This window comes from Rhodococcus sp. DMU1 (assembly GCF_012272955.1).
In the GTDB taxonomy this organism is placed as follows: Bacteria; Actinomycetota; Actinomycetes; order Mycobacteriales; family Mycobacteriaceae; genus Rhodococcus; species Rhodococcus aetherivorans.
The window spans coordinates 4,180,643-4,197,976 of the sequence record NZ_CP050952.1; the positions used below are offsets into that span (position 1 = coordinate 4,180,643).

Below are 17,334 nucleotides of genomic sequence, written 5' to 3' on the forward strand. Positions count from 1 at the left end.
GATCTCTCTTCTCGACGGAGGATGGCGACGTGTCGAGCGGGCACGTCGAGGACACCGCGCGTACTCACGGTACGAGCGGTAGGTACACACCGCGTCAGTACGCGGTCACGGAAGTGTTACGAGGAGGCGCCCCGGGGCGTCGGCACCGGGCACGCGTCGGCGGCCTCGGCCACGACGATCGGCTCGGCGGCCGGCTCCGGACGGGCGCCGGCGGCCCACCGCTTGCCGAGCAGGGGTGTGTCGCGGGCGAGCGCGTCGTTCTCGTCGGCGGTGAAGGCGCGGCCGCGGCTGAGGAAGCGCAGCCCCTCGGGCGATTCCAGGCTGAACCCGGAGCCGCGGCCGGGCACCACGTCGAGAACGAGCTGCGTGTGCTTCCACGCCTCGAACTGGGACCCGGAGATCCACACCGGGACGGCGTCGGCGCCCGCGGGCAGGTCACCGGCCGTCGCCCCCACCTGCAGCCGCAGGTCCAGCACCCCCAGCAGCACGTCCAGGTCGCCGACGACGAAGTCGCCGTCCGGGTAGCACATCGGCGCCGACCCGTCGCAGCAGCCGCCGGACTGGTGCATCATCAGCGGCCCGTGCCGCTCGGCGAGACGGCGCAGGAGAGCAACCGCGTCGGCGGTGGCGACGAGGCGGAGCGGGACGGACATGGGGTGCCTTCCGGTTGTCGGCTTGCGCCTCCCCCGAGCGAATGTATCGCTCACCTCGACTGATCGAGTGGGCGATACATTCGCTCGACTCGGGGCAGGGCGGAATGGGAACGGCGCCTGCCACGTCGCAGGGGGGATGACGTGACAGGCGCCGGGTCTTCGGATCAGAAGAAGCCCTGGGCCTTCGGCGCGTAGGACACCAGGAGGTTCTTCGTCTGCTGGTAGTGGTCGAGCATCATGTGGTGGTTCTCGCGGCCGATGCCGGACTGCTTGTAGCCACCGAACGCCGCGTGCGCCGGGTACTGGTGGTAGGTGTTGGTCCACACCCGGCCGGCCTGGATGGCGCGGCCGGCCCGGTAGGCGACCCCGCCGTCGCGGGACCAGACGCCGGCTCCGAGGCCGTAGAGGGTGTCGTTGGCGATGGAGATGGCGTCGTCGAAGTCCTGGAAGGACGTCACGGAGACCACCGGTCCGAAGATCTCCTCCTGGAAGATGCGCATCTTGTTGTGGCCGCTGAACACCGTCGGCTGGACGTAGAAGCCGCCGGACAGATCGCCGCCGAGGTCGGCGCGCTCGCCGCCGGTGATCACCTGCGCGCCTTCGCTCTTGCCGATCTCGATGTAGGACAGGATCTTCTCGAGCTGATCGTTCGACGCCTGGGCACCGATCATCGTGTCGGTGTCGAGCGGGTCGCCCTGGCGCACGGCCTTCGTGCGCACCGCGGCCAGCGACAGGAAGTCGTCGAAGATGTCCTGCTGGACCAGGGCGCGCGACGGGCAGGTGCACACCTCGCCCTGGTTGAGGGCGAACATCGTGAAGCCCTCGAGCGCCTTGTCCTGGTAGTCGTCGTTGACCGAGAGCACGTCGGAGAAGAAGATGTTCGGGCTCTTGCCGCCGAGCTCGAGGGTGACCGGGATCAGGTTCTGCGAGGCGTACTGCATGATCAGGCGACCGGTGGTGGTCTCGCCGGTGAACGCGATCTTGCGGATGCGCGGGCTCGAGGCCAGCGGCTTGCCGGCCTCGACGCCGAAGCCGTTGACGATGTTCACCACGCCCGGGGGCAGCAGGTCGCCGATGACGGAGATCAGGTACAGGATCGAGGCGGGCGTCTGCTCGGCCGGCTTGAGGACGACGGCGTTGCCGGCGGCCAGGGCGGGGGCGAGCTTCCACACGGCCATCAGGATCGGGAAGTTCCACGGGATGATCTGGCCGACGACGCCGAGCGGCTCGTGGAAGTGGTAGGCCACGGTCTCGGCGTCGATCTCGGAGATCGAGCCCTCCTGCGCCCGGATCGCGCCCGCGAAGTAGCGGAAGTGGTCGATCGCCAGCGGGATGTCGGCGTTGAGGGTCTCGCGGATCGGCTTGCCGTTGTCCCAGGTCTCGGCGAGGGCGATCGACTCGAGGTTCTCCTCGAGGCGGTCGGCGATCTTGTTGAGCAGGATGGAACGCTCGGCGACGGACGTCTTGCCCCAGGCCGGCGCGGCGGCGTGGGCGGCGTCGAGGGCCAGCTCGATGTCTTCCTCGGTGGACCGGGCCACCTCGGTGAACGGCTGACCGGTGACCGGGGTGACGTTCTCGAAGTACTGACCCTTCACAGGCGGTACCCACTGGCCGCCGATCCAGTTGTCGTAGCGGGACTGGAAGGACATCAGGGCGTCGGGCGAGCCGGGACGGGCGTACACGGTCATCGGTGTTCACTCCTCGGATGGTCTGGCACCCCCCATGCGGGGCGTGTGATCCGGAACACTACGAACGTGTGGGTTGCAACTACGTTGCGTAGCTCCGAACCTCAGATCCCGAGCTGACGGTCCAGCAGCTCGATCCGGGCCTTGACCTGGGCGAACAGCGTCGAATGCGGATCGAGGGTGGTCAGGTACGCCTCCCACGCGGCGATGTCGTCGCGCCCGTGCACCGACGCGGTCCACCGCGCGAGCAACTGGGCGTCGCCGGCCCGGAGCAGCGCGGCCTGCACCCGGGCGCGCAGCTCGTCCCGGATCTCCTCGATGCCGGGCGCGGCCGATCCGGGCAGCACCGGTCCGGCATACAGACGCACCGCCGTCGCCACATCGCCGCGGTCGAGTGCGCCGCGGACCTCCGCGACGTCGGTGACGAGTTCGCCCAGGAGCCGGTATGGGCGCGAGCCGAGCCCCTCGGGTCCGAAAACCTTTCGCAGGCGCGACATCTCGGCACGGATGGTGACGGAGTCGAGCTCGGCCTCGTCGAGCAGCACCGCAAGCCGGTCCGAGCTCAGGCCCTCGGGGTGTTCGGCGAGCAGCAGCAGGATCTCGGCGTGGCGCTGGGAGAGCGGGATCCGTTCGCCGTCGCGGTGCAGAGTGGGCCGGCCCGACCCGAACGTGTCGAGGCTCGTCCGGGCAGCCGACAACAGCCGCGGCGAGCTGAGCAGGTGCAGTCGCAGTTCCGACTCCGCGGCGGCGACCGTGGCCCGCACGAGCTGCAACACCTCCGGCGCGGCGACGCGGAGCCCACCGGTGATGTCGATGGCGCCGAGGATCCGGCCGGTGCTCGGGTCGTGCACCGGCGCGGCCGAGCAGCTCCATTCGTGCACGGTGCGGTTGAAGTGCTCGGCGGCGACGATCTGGACCGAGTGGTCGACAGCGAGAGCGGTGCCGGGCGCGTTGGTGCCCACCCGCTCCTCACTCCAGTCGGCGCCCTCGACGAAGCTCATCGACAGCGCCCGGTCACGGGCGGCGTGATCACCCTCGACCCACAGCAGCCGGCCCTGTTCGTCGCTGATCGCGACGAGCAGCCCGCTGTCGGCGGCGTCCTCCACCAGCAGCTTGCGCACGACGGGGCGGATCAGCGCCATCGGGTGCCCGGCCCGGTACCGCTCGAGGTCCAGGCCCGTGAGCAGGCTCGGCTGTTCGACGGCGTCGGGACTGATGCCGTTCCTGCGGCTGCGCAGCCAGGATTCGCGGACCACCGAGCGCACGGAGGCAGGTACGACCGACGTGTCGGCCGCGTCGAGGAACGAGCTGTGCGCCGAGGACGCGCGTTGCGCCAGCTGCGACGGGTCGTCGCCGGGCCGCAGCGCCACCCAGGGGTTGGCCGCGCCGGATCGTTCGTCGGTCATGCGCTGCTGCTCATCTGCCGGTTCCTCCTCCGAACAACTGTAACCCGAGTCACAAGCACGTCCGGGTGCCCACCCGTTCGGCCAACATCACGGCCGTCGCGTGCGGCCCACGGCTGGGCACCTGCGGGAACACGGACGTGTCCACGACGCTCAGCCCCTCGGCGGCGTGCACCCGGCACCGCTCGTCGACGACGGCCGAGGCGTCGCCGCCCATCCGGCAGCTTCCGGACAGGTGCAGCGACGTCCCGAGGTGCCGCTCGAGCCACGCGTCGCCGGGGTCGAATGCGTCCGGGTCGAGGCCGGTGCGGTCGACGATGTCCGGCATCGCCGCGAGCAGGTGCGCGGCGCGCGCCACCCCCTCGCGCAGGTCGGCACGGTCGGCCGGGTCGTCGAGGTAGCGGTAGTCCAGCAGCGGCGGCCGGAACGGGTCGGCCGGGTCGAGCCGGATCGCGCCGCGGCTGCGGGGCCTCGTGAGCACCACCCCCAGGACCGGGTCGGCGACGCCGCTACCGGGGACGGACGCGGCGAACGGTGCGGTGTAGGGGCGCAGCTCGAGGTTGCCGGCGTGCAGGACGACCTGCAGCACGGGGGCCGGCCCGGGCAGCGGCGCGCGGTACCGGTAGGGGACGGCGACCTCCGGATGGTCGGTGTAACCCGTGCCCACGCCGGGGATCTCGATCCGGGGGGTGATGCCGTGGCGGGTGAGCTCGGCGCCGTCGCCGATTCCGGAGAGCATGAGCAGCTGCGGGGAGCCGATCGCACCGGCGGCGAGCACGACGTGGCCGGCACCGACGGTCTCGCCGTCCTCGGTCTCGACACCGACTGCGCGCGCGCCCGAGAGCACGACCCGCCGCACGCGCGTTCCCGTGCGCACGGTCAGGTTCGGCCGGGCCAGCGCCGGCAACAGGTACGCGTGGGCGGGACCGACGCGCATCCCGTCTCGGATGTTGAGCGGGACGGGGCCCACCCCGTCCGGGCCGGGCGCGTTGAGGTCGTCCACACGGCGATGGCCGGCGGCGAGCGCCGCGTCGTGGAACGCGGCGCTGGCCGGGTGCAGCCGCTCCCGGGGCGTGCGGGCGACGGGCACGGGGCCGGCCGCGCCGTGCCATCGCCGGCTCACTCCGGCCTCCACGGCGTCCGCCGCGTCGGCGTCGGTCTCGGTGGCGCGGAAGTGCGGCACCACCCGATCGAACGACCAGGACGGCGGCCATGCCTCGAAGTCGTCCGGGCGGGCCCGCACGAAATACGCGCCGTTCACTGCGCCGGAGCCGCCCAGCAACCGGCCGCGGGCGACGACGGAGCGACGACGTCCGGTCAGCCGGGCCGGGTAGGCGCAGGTCCACGGGCTGTCCGGACCGACGGGCAGGACGGTCGCGTCGAGCACCGCGGGCGGGGTGTCGGCGGTCGTGCGGTAGCCGGGGCCGGCCTCGAGCAGCAGGACCGTCCGGTCGGGGTCCTCGCTGAGCCGGGCGGCCAGCACGCAGCCGCAACTGCCGCCGCCGACCACGACCACGTCGGCGTGCACCGGATCGGCCATGGATGGGGGTACCCCGGCTCAGCCCCGGATGCGGGGCGCGAGCGCCGCCGGATCCCGGGCCTCGACCGCGCCCCACCACAGTCCGGCGCCGTAGGCGATGTCGTCGAGGCGCTTGTAGAACACGTAGCGCAGGGGGTCGAGGCCGCCCTCCTCACGGTGGCCGTACCAGTCCCACAGCCCCTCGGCGACGGCGAAGCCGAGGACCGCGCGACGCACCTTCGGCGAGACCACGGCGGCGACGAGCGTGACCGGCCAGTAGTGCCGGCACAGCGCGGAGGCGACCTGCCACATCCCGCCGACGAACCCCTGCGCGGTGAGCACCGCCGCGATGCGGGTCGGCTGGTCGAGTTCGGTGAACATCCGCCGCAGCCGGAGCATCGTCACCGACAGCGACGCGACCGAACCGACGACGCCGAGGCGGGTGCGGCTCGCGGCGGCCACACACGCGAACAGCATCGACCCCGACATCGACATGGTGGGCACCGAGCCGGGGTGCCGGCTCGCGAGGGGCGCCGCACCCGTGCCGTAGAAGGCCTTGCGGGTGAACCACTTCCGGAATCCGACGCGGTGGTCGTGGGCCACGTGCGCCACCGGTTCGTAGCGCAGCCGCCAGCCGGCCTCCTGCAGCCGCCAGCACAGGTCCACGTCCTCGGCGACGTGCATGGCCTCGTCGAAGCCGCCGGTCGCGGTGAGCACGTCGCGGCGGACGATGATCGCGGCGCTCGGTACGTACGAGACCGGGCTGCCGGACTTGACGGCGGCCTCGCGGCGGCCGAGATCCAGCGACGAGCGCGCGTGTTCGTAGCGCCCCAGGGCGCCCTTGTCGGGCTCGAGCGCGACGACGCGCGGGGCCACCAGGGCCACCGCAGGGTCGGAGAAGTGCCCGAGCATCACCTCGAGCCATCCCTTCCGCGGCACCACGTCCGAGTCGAGGAATGCGACGAACGGCGTTGTGGCGGCGCGCAGTCCGGTGTTGCGTGCCGCGGCCGGACCACGGGATCGCTCGTGCCGCAGCACCCGGACCGACGCCCTGGCCGGGGCGGGCACCGGGACGTCGGAGCCGTCGTCGACGACGATCACCGTCAGTCCCTCGACGGCCGCCAGCAACCGCTCGAGCCCGGCCGTGTTGTTCTTGACGGGAATCACGACGGTGACGTCGGACGTGGCAGGCAGGGCCGTGGGACGGGGGTTTCCGACTCCGGAGTCGAGCAGCCGCCGCGCCACGACGGCGGTCTGCGAGTCGACGACCTTCACGTAGCCGTCGCCGATCATCGCCGCGGCCGCCGGGGCGAGCTTGAGCATGCGGGTGGGCGAGCCGCCGATGAGCACGCGGCCGTCGGAGTAGGCGCGCACCCGCGGGTCGATACGGACGCCGAATCCGTCGGGCAGTCGGGCCGTGCTCGTCAACGGAGTCTTCCTTTCCCATCCGGCTCCCACCGGGTTACCTGTGCCGTTGCTCGATCGACGAGTTCGGCGAACCATCGTGCCCCCTGCGCCGCGCTCGCGGGCGTCGGATCCCCCAGCACGCCGTTCGCGGACACGGCGACGATACCGCCCTCGCGCATCCGTGGCATCAAGTCGGCGAGGGTGCCGGTGTTGCCCATCTCGGCGCGGGCGGTGTCCACCACGCGCGGGTCGAGGTGCAGCAGCAGGCTGGTCTCGGTGACCCCGGCGTGGGCGTCGCCGCCGGGCACGGCGAACGGCAGCCACGCCACGTCGCGGCCCTCGTAGCGCAGCAGGGACACCGCCCTGGTCAGCGGGTGCACGTTGCCGCCGTGCCAGTTGACGAACAGCAGGCGCGCGGCCCACCGGCACACCGAACGACCGTATTCGACGAGGACGGTCTCCATCGCCTCCGCGCCGAGCGAGACGGTGCCGGGGAAGCCCTCGTGCTCGCCGCTGGACCCGTACTCGAGGGCCGGCGCGACGAGCACGCCCGGTAGGGCGGCCGTCAACGCGCGGGCGATGCGGGTGTCGGTGTCGAGCGGCAGGTGCGGCCCGTGCTGCTCGAGCGCGCCGACGGGAACCGCGACCGTGGCCCGGCCCGGTTCGAGGTCGGGCCAGTAGGCGGTGGCGAGTTCGCGGGTCACCGGTCCGATGGTAGGGGTGCACCCTCCGGGTCGCCGTCGGCGGTGGCGAGAGCGCGCTCGACCCGGGCCAGCGCCCCCTGCCAGTGGGCGCGCTGAGCAGCGCGTTCGCCCGGGCCGGCGAGGCGCTCCTGATGGAAGCGGAGCACGGTGCCGCGGGGCGCGGCCGAGACGGCCACCTGCACGGTACTGTCGTGGTTCCAGCCCGCGGGCCGCCAGGTCAGGCGCACCCGGTCCCCCTCGTGGCGGCTGCGCAGCTCCCCCGTGACACCGTCGTCGCTGCGCCACTCGGCACCCGGGGCGCGCGGGACCGTCGCGCCGCGGCCGAGCCACAGCTCGGGTGTGCCGACGAGCAGCCGCCACACCGCGTCGATCGGATGCGGCAGGGTCTTCGACACCCCGATCTGCCATCCGGCGTCCTTCGTCTGTCCGACCGGCATCACTTCTCCTTCTTCCGATGGGCACGAACCTTGTCACGGTTGCCGCACCGCGCCATCGAGCACCAGCGCCGCGTTCCCGCGCGGGAGGTGTCGGCGAAGACGATGGCGCAGTCGTCGGCGGCGCACCGCTTGATGCGCTCGGCGTACGGACCGGTCAGCAGGCCGATCGCGTCGCGGGCCAGCGTCGACAGCACCTGACTGCCGGTGACGGGAGTGACCACGCCGGGCGGGCGCAGCTGCGGGGCGATGTCCGGCCGGGCGGCGGCCGCGTCGAGGGCGGCACCGTCGGCGGCCGCCGGCCCGTCTCCGTCCGCAGACCGGTTCGCGGTGCGCCACAACACCTCGCGTAGTTCCTTGGCGCGGATCAGATCCTCGGCGGTGACGTCGACCGCTGCCGCGGCGACGGCCCGCCCGAGCAGGTGCGTCGCGACCCAGCGCGCGAGGTCGCCCGGGGCGTGCAGCGTCTCCCACCGGGCCCGCTCCCCCTCGCCGCCGGTGTAGAGCAGATCCAGGCACGGCGCTCCGGTGTCGACGACGAACTCGGTGCCCTCGGCGGAGCGCATGTCGACCCGACTCACGTAACTACATTAACCAGTTACACGTCCTTGCGAGGAGTTTCCGTCCGTTCGGCGGTCGGTGCGGACAGAATCGAGACACCGCAAGCGGAAGGCAGGCCGATGAGCAAGCTGCTGTACTCGGCGACGATGTCGGTCGACGGATTCATCGCCGGTCCCGGCGGCGACATGTCGTGGCTGGTGCCGTACCTCGGACCGGATCCGGCGATCGACGAACTCGTCGGCGAGATCGGCGCGCTCCTCGTCGGCAACCGCACCTTCCGCGGCGACGACCCGCACAAGGGCACACCCGCCGAGGGCGAGGCGTTCGGTGGCGGCTGGAGCGGACCGCAGTTCGTGCTCACCCACCACCCTCCGGCCGAGCCGGTCCCGGGCGTGACGTTCGTCGGTGACCTCCACGCGGCCGTGGCCGCGGCCACCACGGCCGCGGGCGGGAAATACGTCAACGTGCTCGGCGCCGACGTCGCCCGGCAGTGCCTCGAGGCCGGCCTGCTCGACGAGATCTTCGTCTGCATCGCGCCGGTCCTGCTCGGCGACGGCGTCCGGCTGTTCGACCGCCCGGGCGGAACCCCGCTCGCGCTGGAACGTCTCGTCGCGACCCGCGGGCCCGTCGCGACCGACATCCGGCTGCGGGTCGTGCGGTGAGGCCGCTATCCACCTTCGACAGGACTCTCGTCGCCGGACGGCGGAGGGAGCCGGATCCCGGCGACGAGGCCGTGATGATCGGAGCCGGGCAGCTCGATCCGTTCGAGGGCGGTCGCCGTGGCGCCCCGCGTGAGGATGTGATCGATCCCGACGAGGGCCGGGTAGCGGCGGTCCGCCGGATACGTCGGCACGAGCCCGCCGCCGACCCGGTCCGCGGCGTGCACGTACCCGTCGTCGAGCAGGTCGCGGAAGCGGGTGTGCGAGTACGTCGCGTTGAAGTCCCCGCTGACCACGACCGGGGCCGTGCCGGACACCGACTCGAGCTCCGCGTCCAGTCGTTCCAGCTCGGCCGCCCACGCCGGAGCGGGTGTCAGGTACGGCGGCGCGGGATGCACCGCGTACAGGATCAGCGGGCGTCCGGGACCGGTGTCCAGAGTCGCGGTCAGGTTCGTCGGCCCGAACCCGTCGAGCTTCCGGCCGGCCGAGACGGGAAACCTGCTGTAGATCCCGGCGCCCGCACCGCCGGTCGGCGTCGGGGCCAGGAAGCGATGCGGTAGCAGGTCGTCGAGCCCCGCGACCTGCAGCGCGGCCACCGCGCCGTCGGTCAGCTCCTGCACGGTGAGGACGTCGATCTGTCGCTCGCGCACCGTCCGGACCAGCGCATCGGAGTCGGCCTGCCCGACCATGAGATTGGCCTGCATCACGCGGATGGTGGGACCGGATGCGGCGTCCGGCCCGTCGCCCGGGACGCCGGGCAGGTACAGCGGTCCCAGGGTCCATGCGCCGGCCGCGACGACGACGAGTGCCGACGCCAGCAGTACCGGTCGCCGGGCGAGCGCGGCGGCGATCGCGCCCGCCACCGTCCCGAGCAGCAGGTACGGACCCAGCGACGCCCATGCGATCACGGCGTTGTTCTCCACGTCCGACGCGAAGGCCATGAGCGCGGTGAGCCCTGACGCCGTCGTGACGACCGCGAAGAGGACGGCGATCCGTCGCGCCGGCGGCGGTCTCACCATCATCACAACCTCGCATGCCGCAACCGCGCCGAGTTGCCGACCCCGATCCGGGACACCCGCCGGCACCGTGACCGGGCAAAGCCGGCGTTCCGCCGGCGATCCTCAGTATCGCGGGCCTCCTTCCGGGGCGGGAGTGTGCAGCGACGTCCGCGCCCCGAACACACCCGCGTCCGTGATTCCGGCGCGCGGGGGGGCCGCGTCGCCGAGGGCCTCATCGGCGGGCTCAGTTGTTCGGACCGAGGCTCGGCTGGTCGTCCGTCGTCGGAGGAACAGTCGGTTCCATAGCCGCCGGAGCGGATGCCGCAGCCTCGGTCAGCGGTACACCGGTGGCAGTGCCGGTGCCCGTACCCGAACCCCGGTGGGCCGCCTTCTTCGCCAGCGCCTCGACCCTGTGCTGCACCTGAGGCACCTTGTCTTTCGCGGTCTGCGTCGCACCGCTCACCTTCTCGTGCACCGCGGGGTTGTGCCAGAGGCCGAGGGACTGATCCCTCATCTTCTCGTAGGTCTGCCGCCCGGCACGGGTACCGAGGACGAAGCCCACGGCCGTCCCGGCGGCGAAGATCACTGCTCGGACCATGATTTCTCTCCCTTGTTCGACGAGTGCCGAGATTCGATTCGAAGGCCGCGACGAACTCCTACGGACCGGTCGCCTCTACCCGGTCGGCGTCGCCACCGCCGCGGGTACGGCACCCGACGGCGTGTGTGCCGGCGCAGACCAGCACTACGACCACCGCCCACAGCAGTGATCCGAACACCCATATGCCGACGGTGATCCCGCTGCCCACCCACAGGCCGTCGAGCACCGCGATCGACAACGGCCGCAGCACCAGCGCGTCCTCGTCACCGACAGCTTTCCCCTGCATTCGACCGCTCCTCGCCCTGTCCCCCTGTGAACCGCGAGCCCCTGCCCCTTCTCAGCGCCGTCGCCTCACCCCGCAACCGCGATCGATCCCCCTGTCCCGGGAAGCCGATCCGAGGTAAGCCGACCACCCCGTTGCCATCCGGAAACTGCTGGGGCAAGACCGGGTTCAAGACCGGAGAGGTGGCGGTACCGATGTCGCCGCGCACGTGGATCGCCGGAGGCCGCCCGATTCGTCGATCCACCGCCGTATCGAACTGCTCGTGCTCGAGAACTCACCGAGCGCCCCGCTGAGGTCCGCACCGGCCCGTGCGCGAATACAACAGCACCATCGCAACCCTCCGGTCCCGGTCCCCTGCCAGGACGGCCTGGCACGTGGCCCTGCAACACATCCCGGAGTCGGCGACCGCCCGCCCTGTCACCCGTCACAACGATAGAGCAGGCAGCGGGGCTGTCGCAGAGGAACGGAGCCCACATATTCTGGGCGGACCCTGGACTCGCCGGTAGTCCGCGCGGCACCACGGGCGGGCCGAGGTCGCCGACAATGTCGTTGTCGGGATCGTCGTTGTCGGGATCGTCGTTGGCGGGAGCGCCCGCACCGGCACGTCCGGGTACACCACGGCGACGACAGGAGCGGAGGGCCGGAAGTGGTTGTCACGACACTCGGCCGACGTCGGATCCTCGGCTACCGGGCCGCGGCCCAGGGACTCGACCGGACCTCCGCCGGGCGAGATCGGGTGCTTGCGCTCGGGGTCCAGGACACCCCGTACGGATCGGCCCGCGACGCGCTCGCCGCACGATCGGACGACGCCGCGGCAGAACATGATTCACTCGTCCTCGTATGGTCGTGGCGCGGGGCGCCGCACCTGCATCGGCCCGGGGATCTCGCGTTTCTCGCCGCGGCCCTCTGGCCGGTGAACGACACCGACGCCACGACACGTATCGGGACCGGGCAGATCCGCGAGGGCGCCCAGCGCGGCCTGCGCGCATTCACCGAGGCGGCCGAGGCCATGGGCGCCGCGCTCACCGGTCCGATGACCAAGGGAGAGCTGAGTGCGGCGGTCAGCGCGGCGGTTCCCGCCGACCTCACCTATCACTGCCCCTCGTGCAGAACCCGACACATCTCCGGTGCGCTGTTCCAGCAGGTCGGCCTCGCGGCGCGCGTGCGGGTCTGCCCACAGGGCCGCAGCACCCACCTCGACGTCCTGCCCGCAGGGATCGGACCCGATGCGGTGCCCGAGCGCGCCGAGGGCACCGCTGCCGCCCTGCACCGGTACGCCGACGTGCTGGCACCGGTCACACCGGCCGGGCTGGCGGCCTTCCTGGGCACCGACATCGCAACGATTCGCGCGGTCCTGCCCGACGATCTGGTTCCGGTGAACGGCCCGGCCGGGAAGGGCCTGGTGCCGGCTGCGGCGGTCGCTGACCTCGACGGGGCCGCCGACGTGCGAGCGACTCGCCTGCTGCCGCCCGGCGATCCGTGGCTGCAGGCCCGGGACAGGGAGTTCCTGGTGCCGGAGCGAGCGCGCCGGAAGGCGATCTGGCGCCCGATCGGCAGCCCCGGTGTCGTCCTCGTCGACGGGGAGATACGAGGGATCTGGCGGGCGAGGGCCACGCCCCGGGACACGCTCGAGGTGTCGGTCGAGCCGTTCGAGCCGCTGTCCGTGCAAACGCGGGACGAACTCGAGGCCGAGGCACAGCGACTGGCCCGCGCCCGGGAGCGCACCGGCGCGACCGTGGGGTATGCCGGCTGACGATCCGGCGACCGCGCCCCGACGTGCCACCGGATGTCGGGGTCGCCGTCGACAATGAACCGGTACCCCTGTCGATCCGGCCCCGTCCCGTTCGTCGTCATGTCGTACGGCAACCCTGCCGCGCAGGACACTCACCCAACGAGAGGTGCTCACCATGAAGTACATGCTGCTGATCAACGCCGCATCGGCCGACGCAGGCGACCAGTGCAGCGTCGAGGAGTGGATGGTCTACGACAAGCAGATCCAGGAGACCGGAATCGTCGTTGCCTCGGAGTCGCTCGCGGACCTGACCACCGCGACGACCGTGCGGGTCGGCCCCGACGGTGCGCGTGCCGTCACCACCGACGGGCCGTTCGCCGAGACGCGCGAGGTCCTCGGGGGCTTCTACGTCGTCGACGTGCCCGACCTCGACGTCGCGCTGGACTGGGCGGCCCGCTGTCCCGGGGCGCGCGGCGGCGGATCCGTGGTGGTGCGGCCGATCGCCGACTTCGGGCAGTGACCGCGACGGACGGGCCGGGCGCCGGCGCCCGGGTCGACGCCGCCGTGGAAGCGGTGTTCCGGGAGGAGCGCGGTCGGCTGCTCGCCGCGCTCGTCCACCGCTTCGGCGACCTCGACCTGGCCGAGGACGTCGCCGCCGAGGCGATCGAGGCGGCGCTGGTGCACTGGCCCGTCCGGGGCGTACCGGCCAAGCCGGGGGCCTGGCTGCTGACGACGGCGCGGCGCAAGGCCGTGGACCGGCTCCGGCGGGATCAGGTGTACGCCGCCCGGCTCGCCGTTCTGCAGGTGGATTCGGAACGGGCCGCCCCCTCCCGCACCCCGGACGCCGGCAGTGAGATGCCCGACGAACGCCTGCAGTTGTTCTTCACTTGTGCCCACCCGGCGCTGCCGGCCGAGGACCGGGTGGCACTGACCCTGCGATGCCTGGCCGGGCTCGAGACACCCGAGGTGGCGCGCGCCTTTCTCGTCCCGACCGCGACGATGGCCCAGCGGATCGTACGGGCGAAGAAGAAGATCCGGCAGGCCCGCATCCCGTTCCGGGTGCCGGATCCGGACGAGTTGCCGGAGCGACTGCCGGGCGTGCTACAGGTGCTCTACTCGGTCTTCACCGAGGGATACGTAGCCAGCTCGGGGCCGGACCTGCAACGTCTCGACCTCGCCGAGGAGTCGATCCGGCTGGTCCGGATCCTGCGCCGACTGCTGGCCGGCGAGCGGGAGGTGACCGGGCTGCTCGCTTTGATGCTGCTGATCCATGCGCGACGCGCCGCCCGGACCGGCCCGGACGGCGAGATCGTTCTGCTCGCGGATCAGGATCGCGCACGGTGGGACCACGCCCTGATCGCCGAGGGCACCGCCCTCGTGCCCGTGGCGCTGACCGGCGGCCCGCCGGGTCCGTACGGAGTGCAGGCCGCGATCGCGGCGCTGCACGACGAGGCCCCCGACGCCGCATCCACCGACTGGCCGCAGATCGTCGCGCTCTACGACGTCCTGTCCGCCCTGGCACCGTCGCCGGTCGTCGCGGTGAACCGCGCCGTGGCGGTGGCGATGCGCGACGGTCCCGAGGCCGGCCTGGCGCTGCTCGACGCACTCGCCGACGAGCCCCGGCTGCGCGGCTACCACCCGTATTCCACCGCGCGCGGCGAACTGCTGCACCGGCTCGGCCGCGACGACGAGGCCGCCGTCGCCTACCGGCGGGCGCTCGAGCAGGCCGGAACCGAACCCGAACGGGAGCACCTGCGCCGGCGGCTGGACGAGACCGGCAGGTCGTGACCGGGACGAACCCGTGGTTGCCCGCGTCTGTACGCGGACCGCTCCGAACGTAGCCGGGACCGGTTAAGTTTGCGGCCATGCAGGCAGCGGCGAGGCGGATGCTGTGCCGGACAGGGTGCGGCGGTGCGGGTGACGTGCCTGCGCGGTTGAGCAGGGGCAGGATGTCCGTTGTCGTCGCACTGCACGGGCGAGTTGCGGCATCGATCGGTATGGCCGGATGACCGGCCTCCCGGTCCTGCACATCGCCGCGGCCGACGCCGCAGCCGGTGAGAGCACCGACGTGCTGTCCCGTCTGCAGAGTTCGTCCACCGGTCTGAGCAGCGCAGACGCGGCCGCCCGGCTGGCGGTGGCCGGACCGAATGCGGTGCGCAGCCACGGCGTGAGTGCCCTGGCGGTGTTGGGGCGGCAACTGCGCAGCGCGCTGCTGCTGCTGCTGTCCGCGACCGCGGTCGCATCGTTCTTTCTCGGCGACCGCAACGACGCCGTCATCATCGGGGTCATCCTGCTGGCGAGCATCGGGTTGGGCTTCGTCAACGAGTACCGCGCCGAACGCGCCAGCGCCGCACTGCACTCGAGGCAACGGCACACCGTGGTGGTGCTGCGCGACGGCGCCGCTGCCACGATCGACGTCACCGAACTGGTGCCCGGCGATGTGGTGCACCTCGTCCTGGGCGAGCTCGTGCCCGCCGACCTGCGCCTGCTCAGCGCGACCGGGCTCGAATGCGACGAGAGTGTCCTGACCGGCGAATCGGAGCCGGCCGCCAAGTCCGTGGACCCGGTGTCGCCGGGAACGGCCCTGGCAGATCTGGCCGGGTGCGCATTCATGGGCACCGTCGTCCATGCCGGCACCGGGACGGGGGTGGTCGTCGCCACCGGCGCGGACGCCGAGTTCGGGCGCATCGCGGTCGGGCTCGGTGAACGCGAGCCGGAGACCGAATTCCAGATCGGGCTGCGGCGCTTCTCGGTGCTGCTGCTGCAGGTCGCCGTCGCTCTGACCGCGACGATCGTGGTCACCAACCTGGTGCTGCACCGTCCGCTGATCGAGTCACTGCTGTTCGCCTTCGCCATCGCGGTGGGCATCACCCCGCAGCTGCTGCCGGCGGTGGTGAGCACCTCCCTCGCCGAAGGTTCCCGACGCCTGGCCCGCCGCAAGGTTCTGGTCAAACGTCTGGTGTGTATCGAGGACCTCGGCGACATCGACATCCTCCTCACCGACAAGACCGGCACCCTCACCGACGGACGGATCGGCTTCCGCGAGGCGCTGACCCCCTCCGGTGCTCCCAGCTCGGCGGCGCTGTTGCACGGCCTGCTCGCCACCGATACGGACACCGACACCGCCGGCGGTGTCCGTCTCGGTTCGAACGCGCTGGACACCGCCCTGTGGGCGGCGGCAGGTCCCACCGGCCCGGTCGCGGACGGGTACACCCGGCTGGCCACCCTCCCGTTCGACCACGAGCGGCGCATGTCCTCGACGCTGGTACGCGGTCCCGACGGCGAGTCCTTGATCGTGGTCAAGGGCGCGCCCGAGATCGTGCTCGATCGCTGCGCCGACGTCGGTGCCGCCGCGCACACCGTGCTCACCGGCCTGTTCGCCCAGGGGAGCCGCGTCGTCGCCGTGGCCTCCAAACCCGCGCCCGGCCACGCCGATCGGCTCGTCCCCGACGACGAACACGGCCTGATCCTGACCGGCTTCCTCGTGTTCCTCGACCGGCCGAAGACCTCCGCGACCGCTTCGCTGACCCGGCTCGCCGCCCTCGGCATCACCGTCAAGGTGGCCACCGGCGACAACCCGCAGGTCGCCGAGAAGGTCTGCGCCGACCTCGGGCTCGTCTCCGGCGGCAGCCTCACCGGCTCCGACCTCGCAGGTCTCGACGACGCGCAGTTCAGCGAGGCAGCATTGCGGGCCACCATCTTTGCCCGGGTCTCCCCGGAGCAGAAGGCGCGTCTGGTCGAGACCCTGCGCACCCACGGCCGGTCGGTCGGATTTCTCGGCGACGGCGTCAACGACGCGCTGGCCCTGCACACCGCGGACGTCGGCATCTCCGTCGATTCCGCCACCGATGTGGCCAAGGACGCCGCGGATGTGGTGCTTCTCGAGAAGGATCTCGGAGTGTTGGCGGACGGCGTCACGGAAGGGCGGCGTACCTTCACCAACACGATCAAGTACGTGCTGATGAGCACGTCGAGCAATTTCGGCAACATGTTCAGCGCCGCGGCGGCCTCGGCGGTGCTGGATTTCCTGCCGATGCTGCCGAGCCAGATCCTGCTCAACAACCTGCTCTACGACACCAGCCAGCTCGCGATTCCCGGTGATCGCGTCGACGAGGAACAACTGCACGCACCCTCGCATTGGGACATCGCGTTCATCCGCCGGTTCATGCTGTTCTTCGGCCCGATCAGCTCGCTGTTCGACTTCATCACCTTCGGGATCATGCTCGGGGTGTTCGCGGCCGGGCCGGAGCTGTTCCACACCGGTTGGTTCGTCGAATCCCTGGCCACCCAGACCCTGATCGTGTTCGCGATCCGCACCCGCCGCGTCCCGTTCCTGCGCAGCCGGCCCAGCCTGGGACTGGTGCTCACCGTCGCCGGGGTGCTTGCGGTCGGTATCGCGATCACGGTCTCCCCGCTCGGCGCGGACCTGGGGTTCACGCCCCTGCCGATCGGGTTCTTCCTCACCCTGGTCGTGCTGGTGATCGGCTACCTGGTGCTGATCGAGTATGCCAAGCGCGTGTTCTACGCCGAACCGATGCGGTATCTGCCGGCAGTGCGGTGGCGCGGTCACGAACACCGGATCCACCGGCGCGCAGCCCGGTTCAGCACCCCCACCCACCTTCGGGCGCCGACACCGCCCGCACCGGCACCGCCGGTGCAGTGACCACGGCCGGCTGCCGGCCGAACATCGCAGCCCGA

At 71.9% G+C, this 17,334-nt stretch carries 16 protein-coding genes; 5 read left to right on the forward strand and 11 right to left on the reverse strand.

Annotation, left to right across the window (positions count from 1 at the left end):
• Nucleotides 1-116 precede the first annotated feature (116 nt).
• The 8 genes from HFP48_RS18970 to HFP48_RS31655 all read right to left on the reverse strand — a co-directional run bounded on the left by HFP48_RS18970 (nt 117) and on the right by HFP48_RS31655 (nt 8,386).
• Nucleotides 117-653, reverse strand: a complete 537-nt coding sequence (locus tag HFP48_RS18970; protein WP_168579869.1) for a DUF779 domain-containing protein — start codon at nt 651-653, stop codon at nt 117-119.
• A 164-nt stretch (nt 654-817) separates the two neighbouring features.
• Nucleotides 818-2,341 (reverse strand): aldehyde dehydrogenase family protein, encoded by a 1,524-nt coding sequence (locus tag HFP48_RS18975; protein WP_006930896.1) that lies wholly within the window; start codon nt 2,339-2,341, stop codon nt 818-820.
• A gap of 101 nt (nt 2,342-2,442) precedes the next feature.
• On the reverse strand, nt 2,443-3,744 hold the full coding sequence (locus HFP48_RS18980) for a helix-turn-helix domain-containing protein (RefSeq protein ID WP_065922335.1): 1,302 nt from the start codon (nt 3,742-3,744) through the stop codon (nt 2,443-2,445).
• A gap of 49 nt (nt 3,745-3,793) precedes the next feature.
• Complete coding sequence (gene mftG / locus HFP48_RS18985; RefSeq protein WP_168579870.1) at nt 3,794-5,281, reverse strand: mycofactocin system GMC family oxidoreductase MftG; 1,488 nt, start codon at nt 5,279-5,281, stop codon at nt 3,794-3,796.
• Between the two features lie 18 nt (nt 5,282-5,299).
• Nucleotides 5,300-6,688, reverse strand: a complete 1,389-nt coding sequence (gene mftF / locus HFP48_RS18990) for a mycofactocin biosynthesis glycosyltransferase MftF (RefSeq protein ID WP_029544959.1) — start codon at nt 6,686-6,688, stop codon at nt 5,300-5,302.
• Nucleotides 6,685-7,371 (reverse strand): mycofactocin biosynthesis peptidyl-dipeptidase MftE, encoded by a 687-nt coding sequence (gene mftE / locus HFP48_RS18995; RefSeq protein ID WP_006930905.1) that lies wholly within the window; start codon nt 7,369-7,371, stop codon nt 6,685-6,687. The genes mftF and mftE overlap by 4 nt, the downstream gene beginning before the upstream one ends.
• The gene (locus HFP48_RS19000) at nt 7,368-7,808 is read right to left on the reverse strand and encodes an SRPBCC domain-containing protein (RefSeq protein ID WP_029544963.1); all 441 of its coding nucleotides are present in this window, start codon (nt 7,806-7,808) and stop codon (nt 7,368-7,370) included. The genes mftE and HFP48_RS19000 overlap by 4 nt, the downstream gene beginning before the upstream one ends.
• On the reverse strand, nt 7,808-8,386 hold the full coding sequence (locus HFP48_RS31655) for a CGNR zinc finger domain-containing protein (RefSeq protein ID WP_235431079.1): 579 nt from the start codon (nt 8,384-8,386) through the stop codon (nt 7,808-7,810). The genes HFP48_RS19000 and HFP48_RS31655 overlap by 1 nt, the downstream gene beginning before the upstream one ends.
• Nucleotides 8,387-8,485: 99 nt before the next feature.
• Here HFP48_RS31655 and HFP48_RS19010 point away from each other — a divergent pair, with 99 nt between their 5' ends.
• Nucleotides 8,486-9,028 carry a dihydrofolate reductase family protein gene (locus HFP48_RS19010; RefSeq protein ID WP_072635700.1) on the forward strand — a complete coding sequence of 181 codons (543 nt, stop codon included), beginning with the start codon at nt 8,486-8,488 and terminating at the stop codon, nt 9,026-9,028.
• A 5-nt stretch (nt 9,029-9,033) separates the two neighbouring features.
• Here HFP48_RS19010 and HFP48_RS19015 read toward each other — a convergent pair whose 3' ends face one another.
• The 3 genes from HFP48_RS19015 to HFP48_RS19025 form a co-directional block, all read right to left on the reverse strand.
• The gene (locus HFP48_RS19015; protein ID WP_043800515.1) at nt 9,034-10,044 is read right to left on the reverse strand and encodes an endonuclease/exonuclease/phosphatase family protein; all 1,011 of its coding nucleotides are present in this window, start codon (nt 10,042-10,044) and stop codon (nt 9,034-9,036) included.
• Nucleotides 10,045-10,267: 223 nt separating this feature from the next.
• A complete protein-coding gene (locus tag HFP48_RS19020; protein ID WP_006930917.1) occupies nt 10,268-10,621 on the reverse strand; it encodes a YtxH domain-containing protein in 354 nt (117 codons plus the stop codon).
• A 58-nt stretch (nt 10,622-10,679) separates the two neighbouring features.
• Entirely contained in the window at nt 10,680-10,907 is a 228-nt protein-coding gene (locus HFP48_RS19025) for a hypothetical protein (RefSeq protein WP_168579871.1), read from the reverse strand.
• A gap of 643 nt (nt 10,908-11,550) precedes the next feature.
• On the opposite strand from HFP48_RS19025, the gene HFP48_RS19030 reads away from it, so the two are divergent.
• From HFP48_RS19030 to mgtA, 4 genes are all read left to right on the forward strand, one after another.
• Nucleotides 11,551-12,657, forward strand: a complete 1,107-nt coding sequence (locus HFP48_RS19030) for a crosslink repair DNA glycosylase YcaQ family protein (protein ID WP_168579872.1) — start codon at nt 11,551-11,553, stop codon at nt 12,655-12,657.
• A gap of 154 nt (nt 12,658-12,811) precedes the next feature.
• Nucleotides 12,812-13,156 (forward strand): YciI family protein, encoded by a 345-nt coding sequence (locus HFP48_RS19035; protein ID WP_043800623.1) that lies wholly within the window; start codon nt 12,812-12,814, stop codon nt 13,154-13,156.
• Entirely contained in the window at nt 13,153-14,424 is a 1,272-nt protein-coding gene (locus HFP48_RS19040; RefSeq protein ID WP_168579873.1) for a DUF6596 domain-containing protein, read from the forward strand. Before HFP48_RS19035 ends, HFP48_RS19040 begins: the two co-directional genes overlap by 4 nt.
• A 217-nt stretch (nt 14,425-14,641) precedes the next feature.
• Nucleotides 14,642-17,299 carry a magnesium-translocating P-type ATPase gene (mgtA, locus tag HFP48_RS19045; protein WP_006930934.1) on the forward strand — a complete coding sequence of 886 codons (2,658 nt, stop codon included), beginning with the start codon at nt 14,642-14,644 and terminating at the stop codon, nt 17,297-17,299.
• Nucleotides 17,300-17,334 lie beyond the last annotated feature (35 nt).